Origin of the sequence: Pseudomonas frederiksbergensis (genome assembly GCF_017114915.1) — a bacterium.
GTDB classification, from domain to species: Bacteria; Pseudomonadota; Gammaproteobacteria; order Pseudomonadales; family Pseudomonadaceae; genus Aquipseudomonas; species Aquipseudomonas frederiksbergensis_I.
The window spans coordinates 72,893-88,298 of record NZ_JAAUOE010000004.1; the positions used below are offsets into that span (position 1 = coordinate 72,893).

A 15,406-nucleotide genomic window follows, 5' to 3' on the forward strand; every position below is an offset into this window, starting at 1 on the left:
ACTTTTGTCCTGGGTTGCCGATCAAAAGATCGCAGCCTTCGGCAGCTCCTGCACTTATCACCTGTAGGAACTGCCGCAGGCTGCGATCCTGGCACTCTTGTTGGCAGAGGTGTTTTAAATGATTGCCCATTCAAACAGTGGCAATGATCTGCAAACCAGGCTTTTCAAGGTGCTTGCACCTTGGCGCAATGCTACAACCTGGCGCATCGCCTTCTCCGGTGGTCTCGATTCCACCGTCCTGCTGCACCTTCTCGCACATCGCGCAAAAACCGAATCCTTGCCGACGCTGGCCGCCATTCATGTCCACCACGGACTTCAGGCTGCGGCTGATGCGTGGCCGGAGCATTGTCAGTCGGTCTGTGATGCTTTGGGGGTGCCGCTGGAGGTTGTGCGTGTTCAGGTTGAGCCTGGCGCCAGCCTTGAGCGGGCGGCGCGGGATGCGCGTTATGGTGCCTTCATCGCCGCAACTCAAGCCGGTGAGGTGCTGCTCACAGGCCAACACCGTGATGATCAAGCGGAAACCCTGTTGTTTCGGCTGCTACGCGGGGCAGGGGTGAGGGGCTTGTCGGGGATGCCGAGCGATCGTCCTTTGGGGCGGGGGCAGCTGCTGCGGCCGTTGCTGGATGTCACTCGCGCCGAGCTTGAGGCCTACGCTACTGAATATCAGCTGTGCTGGATCGAAGATCCGTCGAATCAGGACCGGCAGTTCTCGCGCAATTACCTGCGTCATCAGGTGTTCCCGGTGTTGACCGCGCGCTGGCCGCAAGCGGTATCGACCATGGCTCGCAGCGCTGCGCATCTGAGCGAAGCGCAGGGGCTGCTCGATGAGCTGGCGCAAATCGATCTGGCCCACGCCAGCACGGTCAGTGATTTCGATTGGCTGGGTTTACCGTCGCTGGAGCTGGCGCCATTGGAAAAACTGTCTGACGCGCGTCAACGCAACGCGTTAAGCCATTGGCTCAAACCGCTGACGTCTTTGCCGGACAGTGACCATTGGTCGGGTTGGGAAAGTTTGCGCGATGCGACCGGCGATGCGCGTCCGGTCTGGCGACTGGCGGCGGGAGAACTGCATCGTGCTGGCGGGCGTCTCTGGTGGTTGTCAGGAGGTTGGCTGCGCACTCCGCCATCTCCGGGGGCGTGGGCTGATCCCTCGGTATCACTGGCGTTGCCGGATAACGGTATGGTCACACTCACCGGTCAGATCCCTGATGGCCCGTTACAGATCCGCTATCGTGAAGGCGGTGAAGTCATGGATCTGCCTGAACGTGGCCACCGTGATTTGAAGCGTTTGCTCAACGAAAGCGGCATGCCGGGCTTCTCCCGTGGCAGATTGCCGCTGGTCTACAGAGGCGAGCAATTGCTGGCGGCGGCGAACCTGCGGGGGCTAAATGGCGGTGAGCAGGGTGGCTGGCATTTGCATTGGCAGCCGCCAATCGAAGATCAAGGTTTGAGCTGAATGGGGCTTTCCGGTAGACTACGCTCCCTTCTTGATACAACTTCTGTGGATTCTCCTGAATCGCAGCAGTTGCCGATTACCAAGCAGTCTTTGCTGGGCGATTCCAAAAAATGTGTAGCGAGCAACCTACCGGTGTTTCATCTTCCGGTCTGTCCCAACGCGGCGGTTTTTTTGAAAGGTGCACTGTGATTAATGCAGGTGATCGGGGGCTTCGGCCTTCCTTCGCTTTCCCCGGCGGCTCGGACCGCTTTAACGCAGACTTCTAGGGTTTTTCATGACGCGCTACATATTCGTCACGGGCGGTGTTGTTTCTTCATTGGGGAAAGGCATTGCCTCGGCTTCATTGGCGGCCATCCTGGAGGCGCGGGGACTTAAGGTCACCATGCTGAAGCTGGACCCGTACATCAACGTTGACCCGGGCACCATGAGCCCGTTCCAGCACGGTGAAGTGTTCGTCACCCACGACGGCGCCGAGACCGACCTGGACCTGGGCCACTACGAGCGGTTCATCCGCACGACCATGACCCAGAACAACAACTTCACCACTGGCCGTGTCTACGAACACGTCCTGCGCAAAGAGCGCCGTGGTGATTACCTGGGCGCAACCATTCAGGTGATCCCGCACATCACCGACGAAATCAAGCGCCGGATCATCAAGGGCGCCGGCGATGCCGACGTGGCCATGGTCGAGATCGGTGGCACCGTGGGTGACATCGAGTCGCAACCGTTCCTTGAAGCGATCCGTCAGTTGCGTTTCGAAGTCGGCGCCAAGCGCGCGATGCTGATGCACCTGACACTGGTGCCGTACATCGCCACGGCCGGTGAAACCAAAACCAAGCCAACCCAGCACTCGGTCAAGGAACTGCGTTCTATCGGCCTGCAGCCTGACGTGCTGGTATGCCGCTCCGATCACCCGATCGACATTTCTTCGCGTCGCAAGATCGCACAGTTCACCAACGTTGAAGAACGTGCAGTGATCGCGCTGGAAGACGCCGACACCATCTACAAGATCCCGGGCATTCTGCACTCCCAGGGCCTGGATGATTTCGTTGTCGAGCGTTTCGGCCTGCAATGCGATAGCGCCGATCTGTCCGAGTGGGAAGCGGTGGTTGACGCCAAGCTGAACCCGGAGCACGAAGTCACCATCGCCATGGTCGGCAAGTACATGGAGCTGCTGGACGCCTACAAGTCGCTGATCGAAGCGATGAGTCACGCCGGCATCAGCAACCGTACCAAGGTCAACCTGCGCTACATCGATTCCGAAGACATCGAAAACCAGGGCACCGCGCTGCTGGAAGGTGTCGACGCGATTCTGGTACCGGGCGGCTTCGGTCTGCGTGGCGTGGAAGGCAAGATCACCGCCGTTCAATACGCTCGCGAAAACAAGGTTCCGTACCTGGGCATCTGCCTGGGCATGCAAGTGGCTGTCATCGAGTTCGCTCGTAACGTCATGGGCTGGAAAGACGCCAACTCCACCGAGTTCGATCGCACCAGCGGTCACCCGGTGGTCGGTCTGATCACCGAGTGGGAAGACGCCACCGGCGCGGTCGAAACCCGTACCGAAGCGTCCGATCTGGGCGGCACCATGCGCCTCGGCGCCCAGGATTGCCTGCTTGAGCCAGGTTCCCTGGTCCATGACTGCTACGCCAAGGACGTGATCGTCGAGCGTCACCGTCATCGCTACGAAGTGAACAACAACCTGCTGCCACAAATCATGGAAGCGGGCCTGAAAATCTCCGGTCGTTCCGGTGATGGTGCCCTGGTTGAAGTGGTCGAAGCGCCGGATCACCCATGGTTTGTCGCTTGCCAGTTCCACCCCGAGTTCACCTCGACGCCACGCGACGGTCACCCGTTGTTCAGCGGTTTCGTTAAAGCCGCTTTGGCTCAACACCAGAAGAAGGCGTAAACCTGATGACGCAGAAGATCATCCGCGTAGGCGATATCGAGATTGCCAACGACAAGCCAATGGTGCTGTTCGGTGGCATGAACGTGTTGGAAAGCCGTGACATGGCGATGCAGGTCTGCGAAGAGTACGTAAAGGTCACCGAAAAGCTCGGTATTCCTTACGTGTTCAAGGCCAGTTTTGACAAAGCAAACCGTTCTTCTGTGACCTCTTACCGTGGCCCCGGCCTGGAAGAGGGCATGCGTATTTTCCAGGACATCAAGCAAGCCTTTGGCGTACCGATCATCACCGATGTCCACGAGCCTGATCAGGCCGCGGTCGTCGCTGAAGTCTGCGACATCATCCAGTTGCCGGCCTTCCTGTCGCGCCAGACCGACCTCGTGGTCGCGATGGCCAAGACCGGCGCGGTGATCAACATCAAGAAAGCCCAATTCCTCGCGCCTCAGGAAATGAAACACATCCTGAACAAATGCGTGGAAGCCGGTAACGATCAGTTGATCCTCTGCGAGCGTGGTTCGAGCTTCGGCTACAACAATCTCGTGGTCGACATGCTCGGCTTCGGCATCATGAAGCAGTTCGAATACCCGGTGTTCTTCGACGTGACCCACGCGCTGCAAATGCCTGGCGGTCGCTCCGATTCCGCCGGCGGTCGTCGGGCCCAGGTCACCGACCTGGCCAAGGCCGGCATGAGCCAGTCGCTGGCCGGGCTGTTCCTCGAGGCGCACCCGGACCCGGACAATGCCAAATGCGATGGCCCTTGCGCCTTGCGTCTGGACAAACTGGAGCCATTCCTGGCCCAGCTCAAAGCATTGGACGAACTGGTGAAGAGTTTTCCGACGGTAGAAACCGCGTAAACTCCAATTCTCCGTGTAGGAGCTGGCTTGCCAGCGAAGGGGCCCTCAGTCTTTCCGATATTTTGAGAACGCCTTCGCCGGCAAGCCGGCTCCTACAAAAAGCAATGTGACCCACAAGTTATAAATCGATCGGTATACCGCGTTTTCGTCAACTTTGGAGTGTTTACAACAATGGCAAAAATCGTCGACATCAAAGGTCGTGAAGTTCTCGACTCCCGTGGCAATCCCACTGTGGAAGCAGACGTGCTTCTCGATAACGGCATCATCGGCAGCGCTTGCGCGCCATCCGGTGCTTCCACTGGCTCGCGTGAAGCGCTCGAGCTGCGTGATGGCGACAAGAGCCGTTACATGGGCAAAGGCGTGCTCAAGGCCGTAGCCAACATCAACGGTCCGATCCGTGACCTGTTGCTGGGCAAAGACCCAAGCGACCAGAAAGCGCTGGATCACGCGATGATCAAGCTCGATGGCACCGAAAACAAAGCGACCCTGGGCGCCAACGCGATCCTCGCCGTTTCCCTGGCCGCGGCCAAGGCAGCAGCACAGGACCAGGACCTGCCGCTGTACGCTCACATCGCTAACCTGAACGGCACCCCGGGTGTTTACTCGATGCCGGTTCCGATGATGAACATCATCAACGGTGGCGAGCACGCCGATAACAACGTCGACATCCAGGAGTTCATGGTTCAGCCGGTTGGCGCCAAGTCTTTCTCGGAAGGTCTGCGCATGGGCACCGAGATTTTCCATCACCTCAAAGCGGTTCTGAAGGCCCGTGGCCTGAGCACTGCCGTTGGTGACGAAGGTGGTTTCGCACCGAACCTGGCCTCCAACGAAGACGCTTTGAAAGTGATCTCCGAAGCCGTGGCCAACGCCGGCTACAAGCTGGGCACCGACGTGACCCTGGCACTGGACTGCGCGGCCAGCGAATTCTACGAAGATGGCAAGTACAACCTGTCCGGCGAAGGCCAAGTGTTCACCGCTGAAGGTTTCGCCGACTACCTGAAAGGTCTGACCGAGCGTTACCCGATCATCTCCATCGAAGACGGTCTGGACGAGTCTGACTGGGCTGGCTGGAAAATCCTCACCGATAAGATCGGCGAGAAGACTCAGCTGGTAGGCGACGACCTGTTCGTGACCAACACCAAGATCCTGAAAGAAGGCATCGATAAAAAGATCGCCAACTCGATCCTGATCAAGTTCAACCAGATCGGCACCCTGACCGAAACCCTGGAAGCCATCCAGATGGCCAAGGCCGCTGGTTACACCGCCGTGATCTCGCACCGCTCCGGCGAAACCGAAGATTCGACCATTGCCGACCTGGCCGTGGGCACCTCGGCCGGCCAGATCAAGACCGGTTCGCTGTGCCGTTCCGACCGCGTTTCCAAGTACAACCAACTGCTGCGTATCGAAGAACAGTTGAACGGCAAAGCCAAGTACAACGGTCGCAGCGAGTTCCGCGGCTAAGTTGTAGATGGTAAAAAAAGACACCGGATTGTGTCGGAAAAATCGCGACAGCGATGGATTTGCCACTAATCTGATGCCTTAAGAGCACAAGCCTGGTTCTTCCAGGCTTCGTGCTATCAGAAGCTTCAAAGTTTGGCATGGCTGTCTTTTTTCACTGGATACCTGATATTCGATGCGCAGTCCCAATTGGTTGTTCCTCGTCTTGCTCTTGCTGCTGGCCGGCCTGCAGTACCGCCTGTGGGTGGGTAATGGCAGCCTGGCGCAAGTGGCCGAGTTGAAGCAGCAGATTGCGGATCAACACGCCGAGAACGAGGCGTTGTTGGAGCGCAATCGGGTGATGGATGCCGAAGTCAGTGAATTGAAAAAGGGCATGGAGACCGTTGAAGAGCGGGCTCGCCATGAGTTGGGCATGGTCAAGGACGGTGAAACCCTTTACCAGTTGGCCCAATGATGGAGTCGTTACCGGCCTTCTGGGCCGTGATTCCTGCCGCGGGCGTCGGTGCCCGTATGGCCGCGGACCGTCCCAAGCAATATTTGCAGCTGGGCGGGCGCACTATTCTCGAACACAGCCTCGGCTGTTTCCTCGATCATCCTGCCCTGAAGGGGCTGGTGGTCAGTCTCGCTATCGACGATCCGTACTGGCCGAACCTGGCCTGTGCTGCCGATCCGCGTATTCAACGGGTTGAAGGCGGTGCCGAACGTTCCGGGTCGGTGCTCAATGCTTTGCTGCATCTGCATGCCCAAGGCGCTGACGATGAGGATTGGGTGTTGGTTCATGATGCGGCACGGCCCAACCTGAGCCGCGATGATCTCGACAAATTGCTCACTGAGCTGGCGGACGATCCGGTGGGCGGTCTGTTGGCGGTGCCTGCACGCGATACCCTGAAACGGGTCGACAAGCAGGGTCGGGTGGTGGAAACCGTCGATCGCAGCGTGATCTGGCAAGCCTATACGCCGCAGATGTTCCGTCTCGGCGCATTGCACCGGGCTTTGGCCGACAGTCTAGTGGCGGATGCACTGATCACCGATGAAGCTTCGGCGATGGAATGGGCAGGCATGGCTCCGCGCCTGATTGAAGGGCGTGCGGACAACCTGAAAGTCACACGTCCCGAAGACCTGGAATGGCTGCGCCAGCGCTGGGCCAACCGACGTTAAAAGATCCGGTACTCCGGCCGTTCGGCCAACCCTTCCTTCAAATAATCCACCAACTTGCGCACCTTCGGCGACAAATGCCGCTGCTGCGGATAAAGCGCCCAAACCGCTGTGTTCGGCGGTTGGTGGGCTTCCAGCAGCGAAATCAATTCGCCGTTTTTCAGGTGCTCCAGAACGTAGTAGTCCGGCAACTGACACAACCCAACCCCTTGTAGCGCGGCATCCAGCACCGCCTGCCCACTGTTGCAGCGCCAGTTTCCCTGTACTCGCTGGGAAAATTCCCGTCCGTTCTGTTCCAGTTGCCAGATATCCGAGCTGCCGACGAGGCAGTTGTGGCGACTCAGTTCCGACAAACTGTGTGGGCGACCATACCGTTCCAGGTAGGACGGCGAGGCGCACAGGTACATGCGCCGTGGTGCCAGGCGTGTGGCGACCAGTCTTGAGTCCTGCAGTCGGCCGAGGCGGATAGCCAGGTCCAGCCCCTCATGCACCAGATCGAGCGGGCGGTTGCTCAATTCGATATCGACGCGCAGTTGCGGATACAGGCCCATGAAGCGAGTCACCAGCGGCACGATGAATCGTTCGCCATAGGCCACGGCACAGGTCATGCGCAGCATGCCCTTGGGTTCGCTGGTCAAGTCGCCGACCGCGCGCAACGCTTCTTCGCGGCCATCCTGCAAACGCTGGCAATGTTGCAGGAAGGTTTGCCCGGCCTCGGTCAGCGTGACCCGGCGGGTGCTGCGATAGAGCAAGCGGGTCTGCAGGCGCTCTTCCAGCCGTACGATTTGGCGACTGATGTGGGAGGAAGACACCCCAAGGCGTTCAGCCGCGGCGGTGAATTGGCTGCATTCGGCCACGGCAACGAATTCGTCGATGCCTTCCCAGCGGTTCTCGGACATGAAGATTATCCCTGTACAGCAATAATATTTTTCATTTACCCAGATTATTCATCGTTAGGCGCTGTATTACACTCCCTGTCTTGTTTTTATTCACTGGAGAGTCAGCATGATCAAGTCGCGCGCCGCCGTTGCCTTCGAGGCCAAGAAGCCGCTGGAAATCGTAGAAGTCGACGTCGCCATGCCCAAGGCCGGTGAAGTCCTGCTGCGCGTGGTCGCCTCCGGTGTCTGCCATACCGATGCCTACACCCTCTCGGGCGCGGACCCGGAAGGTATCTTCCCGTCGATCCTGGGGCACGAAGGTGGTGCTGTGGTCGAAGCCATCGGCGAGGGCGTGACTTCGGTCGCCGTCGGCGACCATGTGATCCCGCTGTACACCCCGGAATGTGGCAAGTGCAAATTCTGCCTGTCGGGCAAAACCAACCTCTGCCAGGCCATTCGTGCGACCCAGGGTAAAGGCTTGATGCCGGATGGCACTTCGCGTTTTTCCTACAAGGGCCAAACGATTTTCCACTACATGGGCACCTCGACGTTTTCCGAGTACACCGTGCTACCGGAAATCTCCGTCGCCAAGATTCAAAAAGATGCACCCCTGGAAAAAGTCTGCCTGCTGGGCTGTGGCGTCACCACCGGCATTGGCGCGGTGATCAACACCGCCAAGGTCAAACCGGGTGACACCGTCGCTATCTTCGGCCTGGGCGGTATCGGCCTGTCGGCGGTGATCGGCGCGGTCAAAGCCAAGGCAGGGCGGATCATCGCCATCGACATCAACCCGGCCAAGTTCGAAATCGCCAGGCAATTGGGCGCTACCGATTGTGTAAACCCGAAAGACTTCGATCGTCCGATTCAGGAAGTGATTGTCGACATGACCGATGGCGGCGTCGACTTTTCCTTCGAATGCATTGGCAACGTCCAGTTGATGCGTGCCGCCCTTGAGTGCTGCCACAAAGGATGGGGCGAGTCGGTGATCATTGGTGTGGCCGGCGCCGGTCAGGAAATCTCCACCCGTCCTTTCCAGCTGGTCACCGGTCGCGTCTGGCGTGGTTCGGCGTTTGGTGGTGTGCGCGGGCGTACCGAGTTGCCAAGTTATGTCGAAATGGCTCAGACCGGCGAGATCCCGCTGGATACCTTCATTACCCACACCATGGGCCTGGAAGATATCAACAAGGCGTTTGACCTGATGCATGAAGGCAAAAGCATCCGTAGCGTCATTCATTTCTAAAGGAGCAGCAGAAAGCTTCAAGCCGCAAGCTGCAAGTGGGTTCGACGCCCTCTTGCAGCTTAGAGCTTGAAGCTTACAGCTGAAAAAAGCCCATGATCCTGGAAAATATCTCCTGTCAGAAAAGCTTCGGCGGCTGGCATAAGCGCTATCGCCATCGCTCGGAAGTGCTCGGCTGTGACATGGTGTTTGCCGTGTACCTGCCGCCGCAAGCGGAGCAGGGCGGTAAACTGCCGGTGCTGTACTGGTTGTCCGGCCTGACCTGCACCGATGAGAACTTCATGCAGAAGGCCGGCGCCATGCGCATGGCTGCCGAGCTGGGGCTGATCATCGTCGCCCCGGACACCAGCCCGCGCGGTCCCGAAGTGCCGGGTGATCCGGACGGCGCCTGGGATTTCGGTCTCGGTGCGGGGTTTTATCTGAATGCCACGCAGGAACCGTGGTCCCGGCACTATCGGATGCATGACTATGTCGTGCAGGAATTGCCGGCATTGGTCGAAGCGCATTTCCCGACATCGGACAAGCGTGGCATCAGCGGTCACTCCATGGGGGGGCACGGCGCGTTGGTCTGCGCATTGCGCAATCCGGGGCGTTATCTGTCGGTGTCGGCATTCTCACCTATCAACAATCCGATGGATTGCCCATGGGGGCAGAAAGCCTTTTCCCGCTACTTGGGTGAAGACCGGTCGAAATGGCGCGAGTGGGATGCCTGTACATTGATCGCCGAGGCCGACCAGAAGCTGCCGCTGCTGGTCGACCAAGGTGATAGAGATGATTTCCTCGCCACCCAGCTCAAGCCTGAAGCCCTGCAACAGGCGGCTAAGCTGGCTGGTCATCCGCTGACGTTGCGCTTGCAACCTGGCTACGACCACAGCTATTTCTTCATCGCCAGCTTCATTGACGACCACTTGCAGCATCACGCCCGCGCTCTAGGCGCTTAATGCAGGTAGAATCACGCCCTGACAAAAATCGGGGCGTTTTTTTATGCGTATTGGCCACGGCTATGATGTGCACCGTTTCGGTGAAGGCGATTTCATCACGCTGGGCGGTGTGCGGATTGCACACAGCTTCGGGCTGCTCGCCCATTCCGACGGTGATGTGTTGCTGCACGCCTTGAGCGATGCGTTGCTCGGCGCTGCCGCGCTGGGTGATATCGGCAAGCATTTTCCGGACACCGACCCGCAATACAAGGGCGCCGACAGCCGTGCGCTGTTGCGTCATGTCGTCGCACTGATCCACGCCAAGGGCTGGAAAGTCGGCAACGTCGATAACACCATCGTCGCCCAGGCCCCGAAAATGGCCCCGCATATCGAATCGATGCGCGCTCTGATTGCCGCGGATCTTCAAGTTGAGTTGGATCAAGTGAACGTGAAAGCTACCACCACCGAAAAGCTTGGCTTTGTCGGTCGCGAAGAAGGCATTGCCGTGCACTGCGTTGCCCTGTTGCTGCGCGCATGAACGAGGCGCAATTGCTCGGCCCGCGGGCCTATGGAAACGCTCTCGGCAGCGCGATATTGAAAGCCACGGCGGAAGATTTCCAGGTCGATGAAGTGCTCGATATCCCCCTCAGTGGCGATGGCGAGCATTTGTGGATCTGGGTGGAAAAGCGCGGTCTGAATACCGAAGAAGCGGCACGGCGCATCGCCAAGGCCGCGGGCGTGCCGCTGCGTACTGTCAGCTATGCGGGCCTCAAGGACCGTCAGGCGCTGACTCGCCAATGGTTCAGCGTGCAACTGCCCGGCAAGGCCGATCCTGATCTGTCGGCGGCGGAAAACGACACCCTGAAAATCCTCAAGACCGGTCGGCACAAACGCAAACTGCAACGTGGTGCCCATTCGGCCAACGGCTTCACCTTGCGCCTGACCCAATTCACGGGTGACAAGACGGCGATCGAAGAGCGTCTGCAGCTGATCGCCAGGCAAGGTATTCCCAATTATTTTGGCGCCCAGCGTTTCGGGCATGACGGCGGCAACGTGGTCGATGCCCGTGCCTGGGCGGCGCGCAAGGCTCTGCCGGAACAACGCAACGTGCGTTCGCGCCTGCTCTCCACCGCGCGCAGTTTTCTGTTCAATCAAGTGTTGGCAGCGCGTGTCGCCGATGGCACCTGGCAGCGCGCTCAGGTGGGCGATCTGCTGGCGTTCACCGACAGCCGCAGTTTCTTCCCGGCAGGCGAGGCCGAATGCAGCGACCCTCGTCTGGCGATTCTCGACCTGCACCCGACCGGCCCGCAGTGGGGTGAAGGTGACTCGCCGGCGTTGGGGGCTGTCCATGAACTGGAGCAGGCCATCGCCGCGCGCGAAGCGGATCTGCGCGATTGGTTGATTAACGCCGGAATGAGCCACGAACGTCGCATCCTGCGGCTGCCCATTGGCGGGTTGACGTGGCATTATCCCGAGCCTGACATTCTGCAACTGGAATTCGTCCTGCCGGCCGGATGCTTCGCCACCGTATTGGTGCGTGAACTCGTCGATCTGGTGCCGGTGGGGCAGACGGACAGCCCATGCGTATTCTGATTTCTAACGACGATGGGGTAGCCGCACCCGGTCTCGCCGCGCTTTATGCTGCGCTGGCGGATTACACCGAATGCGTGGTTATCGCCCCGGACCAGGACAAAAGCGGCGCCAGCAGTTCGCTGACGCTCGACCGTCCATTGCACCCGCAAACCCTGGCCAACGGTTTTATCAGTCTCAACGGCACCCCCACCGACTGCGTACACCTGGGCCTTAACGGCTTGCTGGAGTTCGAGCCGGACATGGTGGTTTCCGGTATCAACCTGGGTGCGAACCTGGGGGATGACGTGCTGTATTCCGGCACTGTGGCGGCGGCCCTGGAGGGACGTTTCCTGGAGCGTCCTTCGTTTGCCTTTTCGTTCGTCTCACGGCAAGTGGAGAACCTTCCCACAGCAGCCTATTTTGCGCGCAAACTGGTGGAGGCCCACGCGGATCTTGATCTGCCACCGCGCACGGTACTGAACGTGAACATTCCCAACCTGCCGCTGGAGCATATCCGCGGTATCCAGCTGACCCGCCTCGGCCATCGCGCCCGGGCTGCAGCGCCGATGAAAGTGGTCGATCCGCGCGGTAAATCCGGTTACTGGATCGCTGCGGCGGGGGACGCTGAAGATGGCGGCCCGGGCACCGATTTCCATGCGGTGATGCAAGGCTATGTTTCAATCACGCCACTGCAACTGGATCGCACCTTTAATGATGCCTTCAGAAGTCTCGATGGCTGGCTGGAGGGGCTGCGCTAATGGCTCGTGAACAAGACGATATTCTGCATCGCGGCATCGGGATGACCTCCCAACGGACTCGCGAGCGTCTGATTCAGCGTCTCTATGAAGAAGGGGTGTCCAACGCCAAGGTGCTGGAAGTCATCCGCCGCACGCCGCGCCACCTGTTCGTCGATGAGGCGCTGGCCCATCGCGCCTATGAAGATACGGCGCTACCGATCGGCCATAACCAGACCATCTCCCAGCCTTATATGGTGGCGCGCATGAGCGAGCTGCTGCTGGAAGCCGGTCCGCTGGACAAGGTAATGGAAATCGGCACCGGCTCCGGTTACCAGACGGCGGTGCTGTCGCAGCTGGTCGAGCGGGTTTTTTCCGTGGAACGCATCAAGGTTCTGCAAGACCGGGCCAAGGAGCGCCTGGCGGAGCTGAACCTGCGCAACGTGGTGTTTCGCTGGGGCGATGGTTGGGAAGGCTGGCCGGCGCTGGCGCCGTACAACGGCATCATCGTCACTGCCGTGGCCACCGACGTGCCTCAGGCGCTGCTCGATCAATTGGCTCCAGGCGGGCGTCTGGTGATTCCGGTCGGTTCCGGTGAAGTTCAACAACTGATGTTGATCATTCGTGAAGAACAGGGCTTTTCCAGGCGTGTTCTGGGGGCGGTGCGCTTCGTTCCTTTACTCAATGGGCCACTGGCCTGAGCATTTGTTTGCCCGCGCTGAATTCTCTTCGATTGCCCGGGTCTTACAGCGGCATCGATGGGTTAAACGCAATTCATCGTCAGGCAGCAAACGTGTGCGTGAAGCGAATCCGCTTCATTAAAGGTAAAGCCTGTTCGGCCCGTTATACTTGCGACGTTTCGTGCCGAAACACGGCAATTCATATTTTCAGCCACCACAAAGGGAGCGGCGGGTGAGTCTCACAGTCATTGCGCAGCGAATGGGTATAACGAGCTTTCAGCGTCTGGTGACTGGCCTTGTCTTGAGTACCTTGCTGGTCGGTTGCTCCAGCACCAAATCGAGTAGCGTGGGAGTTGTCGATCGCAACAATGCGGTCGCCCAGCGTCCGGCCGTAACCACCGGCCAGTACGTTGTTCGGCCCAAAGACACTTTGTTCTCCATCGCCTTTCGCTACGGCTGGGACTACAAAGCCCTCGCGGCAAGGAACAATATTCCTACGCCTTACACGATCCATCCGGGTCAGACGATTCGCTTCGACGGTCGCAACGGTTCAACGCCGACAACGGTAGTGAGTTCGTCCAGTTCCTCGCCTTCGTCGTCGAGCAAAACCACGGTAATTCGGCGCCAGGCAAATGGCGCGACGACCAGTACAACGGTGCTTGCACCGTCCGTCGCCAACAAGCCGGCACCCGCGCCACTGCCTCCTGCCAGTCCGGCCCCGACGGGCTGGGGGTGGCCTTCTAATGGCATTCTGATTGGAAAATTCTCTTCAAACGGTAGTTTGAATAAAGGAATTGATATCGCCGGGGATTTGGGACAGCCTGTTTTAGCTGCGTCTGATGGGACGGTGGTATACGCCGGGAGTGGCTTAAGGGGCTACGGCGAATTAGTCATCATCAAACACAGCGACACCTACGTCAGTGCCTACGGTCATAACCGCAGGCTGTTGGTTCGGGAGGGGCAGCAGGTCAAGGTCGGACAGACAATTGCCGAAATGGGGTCAACGGGTACAGACCGGGTGAAACTGCATTTTGAGATTCGCCGACAAGGTAAACCTATAGATCCGCTGCAATTCCTGCCACGTCGTTGATTTGTTCACCAGCCTGTTCCGTCGCGTAGAGGGAACAGGCTCCAGCGTTGCCAGGGATCTAGGCGCCGCTTGAGCTTGAGGTCGAACTCACCAAAGGACTATAACAATGGCTCTCAGTAAAGAAGTGCCGGAGTTTGACATCGACGATGAGGTTCTCCTGATGGAGACCGGCATCGCTACGGATTCGATGTCGAATGATGAAGGGGATGCATCACCTTCCGTTCGTGCCAAATCCAGACACTCCGCTTCGTTAAAGCAACACAAGTACATCGACTACACCCGGGCACTCGATGCCACGCAGCTGTACCTCAACGAAATCGGCTTTTCCCCATTGCTCTCTCCGGAAGAAGAAGTTCATTTTGCGCGCCTGTCGCAAAGTGGTGATCCGGCTGGGCGCAAACGCATGATTGAAAGTAACCTGCGGCTGGTGGTGAAAATCGCCCGGCGTTACGTCAATCGTGGGCTGTCGCTGCTGGACCTGATCGAAGAGGGTAACCTCGGCCTGATCCGGGCAGTAGAGAAGTTCGACCCTGAACGTGGCTTCCGCTTTTCGACCTACGCCACCTGGTGGATTCGTCAGACCATCGAACGCGCGATCATGAATCAGACCCGGACCATCCGGTTACCGATCCATGTGGTCAAAGAGCTCAACGTGTACTTGCGGGCTGCACGGGAGCTGACTCAAAAGCTCGACCACGAACCCTCACCCGAAGAAATCGCCAATCTGCTGGAGAAACCGGTAGGCGAGGTCAAGCGCATGCTCGGCCTGAACGAGCGGGTTTCTTCGGTCGACGTCTCGCTGGGTCCGGATTCGGATAAAACCCTGCTGGACACCCTGACCGACGACCGCCCGACCGATCCATGCGAGCTGTTGCAGGATGACGACCTGTCACAGAGCATCGATCAGTGGCTCTCGGAGCTGACCGACAAGCAACGCGAGGTGGTCGTACGCCGCTTCGGCTTGCGAGGTCACGAGAGCAGTACACTCGAAGATGTCGGCCTGGAAATCGGCCTTACCCGGGAACGGGTCAGGCAAATTCAGGTTGAAGGCCTCAAGCGTCTTCGGGAGATTCTCGAGAAAAACGGCCTGTCGAGTGAGTCGCTGTTCCAATAAGCCACTCGTTCACCGGTTACAAAAAGCCCCGACTGGTTCGACTGGTTCGGGGCTTTTTGCTGTCGGGAATATCAAGGGCATGGTTTTTAGCGCCACCTCAGGTTTGTAGTCTCGTGGTGTAAGTCTTGGCTTACTCTTTCGTAAGTGTTCACTATTTTTACACCCTGGCAGTTGTCTATTCAAAGAGTTGTCATGATTTATCTTATTGATTTATATGCTTATTTTTTTAGATTAACGGCATATTACAGGTGGTTTCAGCCGTGGAGGCCGATTGCGCCTGGTGGGGAATTCTCTAGTATTTGAACTGTGTCGACGGATAGACACGCCCTTCAAGGAAGAGGGGAACGGACATCGC

Annotated in this window: 15 protein-coding genes; 14 read left to right on the plus strand and 1 reads right to left on the minus strand. The window is 58.6% G+C overall.

Translation table 11 applies throughout. From position 1 onward, the window contains the following. The first annotated feature begins 118 nt into the window (after window positions 1-118). The 6 genes from tilS (at window position 119) to ispD (ending at window position 6,829) form a co-directional block, all read left to right on the plus strand. On the plus strand, window positions 119-1,456 hold the full coding sequence (gene tilS, locus HCU66_RS04565) for a tRNA lysidine(34) synthetase TilS (protein ID WP_205887358.1): 1,338 nt from the start codon (window positions 119-121) through the stop codon (window positions 1,454-1,456). A 274-nt stretch (window positions 1,457-1,730) separates the two neighbouring features. After that, window positions 1,731-3,362, plus strand: a complete 1,632-nt coding sequence (locus HCU66_RS04570; protein WP_205887359.1) for a CTP synthase — start codon at window positions 1,731-1,733, stop codon at window positions 3,360-3,362. 5 nt (window positions 3,363-3,367) lie between these two features. Then, the gene (gene kdsA, locus HCU66_RS04575; RefSeq protein ID WP_205887360.1) at window positions 3,368-4,213 is read left to right on the plus strand and encodes a 3-deoxy-8-phosphooctulonate synthase; all 846 of its coding nucleotides are present in this window, start codon (window positions 3,368-3,370) and stop codon (window positions 4,211-4,213) included. A 171-nt stretch (window positions 4,214-4,384) separates the two neighbouring features. Beyond that, the gene (gene eno, locus HCU66_RS04580; RefSeq protein ID WP_205887361.1) at window positions 4,385-5,674 is read left to right on the plus strand and encodes a phosphopyruvate hydratase; all 1,290 of its coding nucleotides are present in this window, start codon (window positions 4,385-4,387) and stop codon (window positions 5,672-5,674) included. 172 nt (window positions 5,675-5,846) lie between these two features. Beyond that, window positions 5,847-6,125 carry a cell division protein FtsB gene (ftsB, locus tag HCU66_RS04585; RefSeq protein WP_007907178.1) on the plus strand — a complete coding sequence of 93 codons (279 nt, stop codon included), beginning with the start codon at window positions 5,847-5,849 and terminating at the stop codon, window positions 6,123-6,125. Beyond that, a complete protein-coding gene (ispD, locus tag HCU66_RS04590) occupies window positions 6,122-6,829 on the plus strand; it encodes a 2-C-methyl-D-erythritol 4-phosphate cytidylyltransferase (RefSeq protein WP_205887362.1) in 708 nt (235 codons plus the stop codon). The genes ftsB and ispD overlap by 4 nt, the downstream gene beginning before the upstream one ends. Here ispD and HCU66_RS04595 read toward each other — a convergent pair. Continuing rightward, complete coding sequence (locus HCU66_RS04595) at window positions 6,826-7,725, minus strand: LysR substrate-binding domain-containing protein (protein WP_205887363.1); 900 nt, start codon at window positions 7,723-7,725, stop codon at window positions 6,826-6,828. The genes ispD and HCU66_RS04595 overlap by 4 nt on opposite strands. Window positions 7,726-7,831: 106 nt before the next feature. Between HCU66_RS04595 and HCU66_RS04600 the strand changes: the two genes are divergently transcribed. The 8 genes from HCU66_RS04600 to rpoS all read left to right on the plus strand — a co-directional run bounded on the left by HCU66_RS04600 (window position 7,832) and on the right by rpoS (window position 15,051). Then, on the plus strand, window positions 7,832-8,944 hold the full coding sequence (locus HCU66_RS04600; protein ID WP_205887364.1) for an S-(hydroxymethyl)glutathione dehydrogenase/class III alcohol dehydrogenase: 1,113 nt from the start codon (window positions 7,832-7,834) through the stop codon (window positions 8,942-8,944). Between the two features lie 92 nt (window positions 8,945-9,036). After that, the gene (gene fghA, locus HCU66_RS04605) at window positions 9,037-9,882 is read left to right on the plus strand and encodes an S-formylglutathione hydrolase (RefSeq protein WP_205887365.1); all 846 of its coding nucleotides are present in this window, start codon (window positions 9,037-9,039) and stop codon (window positions 9,880-9,882) included. Window positions 9,883-9,925: 43 nt separating this feature from the next. After that, window positions 9,926-10,399, plus strand: a complete 474-nt coding sequence (gene ispF / locus HCU66_RS04610; RefSeq protein WP_205887366.1) for a 2-C-methyl-D-erythritol 2,4-cyclodiphosphate synthase — start codon at window positions 9,926-9,928, stop codon at window positions 10,397-10,399. Then, the gene (gene truD, locus HCU66_RS04615; RefSeq protein ID WP_205887367.1) at window positions 10,396-11,454 is read left to right on the plus strand and encodes a tRNA pseudouridine(13) synthase TruD; all 1,059 of its coding nucleotides are present in this window, start codon (window positions 10,396-10,398) and stop codon (window positions 11,452-11,454) included. The genes ispF and truD overlap by 4 nt, the downstream gene beginning before the upstream one ends. Next, window positions 11,442-12,191 (plus strand): 5'/3'-nucleotidase SurE, encoded by a 750-nt coding sequence (gene surE / locus HCU66_RS04620; protein ID WP_205887368.1) that lies wholly within the window; start codon window positions 11,442-11,444, stop codon window positions 12,189-12,191. Before truD ends, surE begins: the two co-directional genes overlap by 13 nt. A 41-nt stretch (window positions 12,192-12,232) precedes the next feature. Then, window positions 12,233-12,868 carry a protein-L-isoaspartate(D-aspartate) O-methyltransferase gene (locus tag HCU66_RS04625; protein WP_205887502.1) on the plus strand — a complete coding sequence of 212 codons (636 nt, stop codon included), beginning with the start codon at window positions 12,233-12,235 and terminating at the stop codon, window positions 12,866-12,868. Window positions 12,869-13,079: 211 nt separating this feature from the next. Next, the gene (locus HCU66_RS04630) at window positions 13,080-13,937 is read left to right on the plus strand and encodes a peptidoglycan DD-metalloendopeptidase family protein (RefSeq protein WP_205887369.1); all 858 of its coding nucleotides are present in this window, start codon (window positions 13,080-13,082) and stop codon (window positions 13,935-13,937) included. A 106-nt stretch (window positions 13,938-14,043) separates the two neighbouring features. Next, complete coding sequence (gene rpoS, locus HCU66_RS04635) at window positions 14,044-15,051, plus strand: RNA polymerase sigma factor RpoS (RefSeq protein ID WP_205887370.1); 1,008 nt, start codon at window positions 14,044-14,046, stop codon at window positions 15,049-15,051. Window positions 15,052-15,406 lie beyond the last annotated feature (355 nt).

Bases quoted from the DNA above. Each gene is read 5' to 3' on its own strand.
- fghA (WP_205887365.1), top strand. From the start codon at position 9,037: ATGATCCTGGAAAATATCTCCTGTCAGAAAAGCTTCGGCGGCTGGCAT.
- ispF (WP_205887366.1), top strand. From the start codon at position 9,926: ATGCGTATTGGCCACGGCTATGATGTGCACCGTTTCGGTGAAGGCGAT.
- truD (WP_205887367.1), top strand. From the start codon at position 10,396: ATGAACGAGGCGCAATTGCTCGGCCCGCGGGCCTATGGAAACGCTCTC.
- ispD (WP_205887362.1), top strand. From the start codon at position 6,122: ATGATGGAGTCGTTACCGGCCTTCTGGGCCGTGATTCCTGCCGCGGGC.
- tilS (WP_205887358.1), top strand. From the start codon at position 119: ATGATTGCCCATTCAAACAGTGGCAATGATCTGCAAACCAGGCTTTTC.
- eno (WP_205887361.1), top strand. From the start codon at position 4,385: ATGGCAAAAATCGTCGACATCAAAGGTCGTGAAGTTCTCGACTCCCGT.
- rpoS (WP_205887370.1), top strand. From the start codon at position 14,044: ATGGCTCTCAGTAAAGAAGTGCCGGAGTTTGACATCGACGATGAGGTT.
- HCU66_RS04595 (WP_205887363.1), bottom strand. From the start codon at position 7,725: ATGTCCGAGAACCGCTGGGAAGGCATCGACGAATTCGTTGCCGTGGCC.
- HCU66_RS04600 (WP_205887364.1), top strand. From the start codon at position 7,832: ATGATCAAGTCGCGCGCCGCCGTTGCCTTCGAGGCCAAGAAGCCGCTG.
- ftsB (WP_007907178.1), top strand. From the start codon at position 5,847: ATGCGCAGTCCCAATTGGTTGTTCCTCGTCTTGCTCTTGCTGCTGGCC.
- HCU66_RS04570 (WP_205887359.1), top strand. From the start codon at position 1,731: ATGACGCGCTACATATTCGTCACGGGCGGTGTTGTTTCTTCATTGGGG.
- surE (WP_205887368.1), top strand. From the start codon at position 11,442: ATGCGTATTCTGATTTCTAACGACGATGGGGTAGCCGCACCCGGTCTC.
- HCU66_RS04625 (WP_205887502.1), top strand. From the start codon at position 12,233: ATGACCTCCCAACGGACTCGCGAGCGTCTGATTCAGCGTCTCTATGAA.
- kdsA (WP_205887360.1), top strand. From the start codon at position 3,368: ATGACGCAGAAGATCATCCGCGTAGGCGATATCGAGATTGCCAACGAC.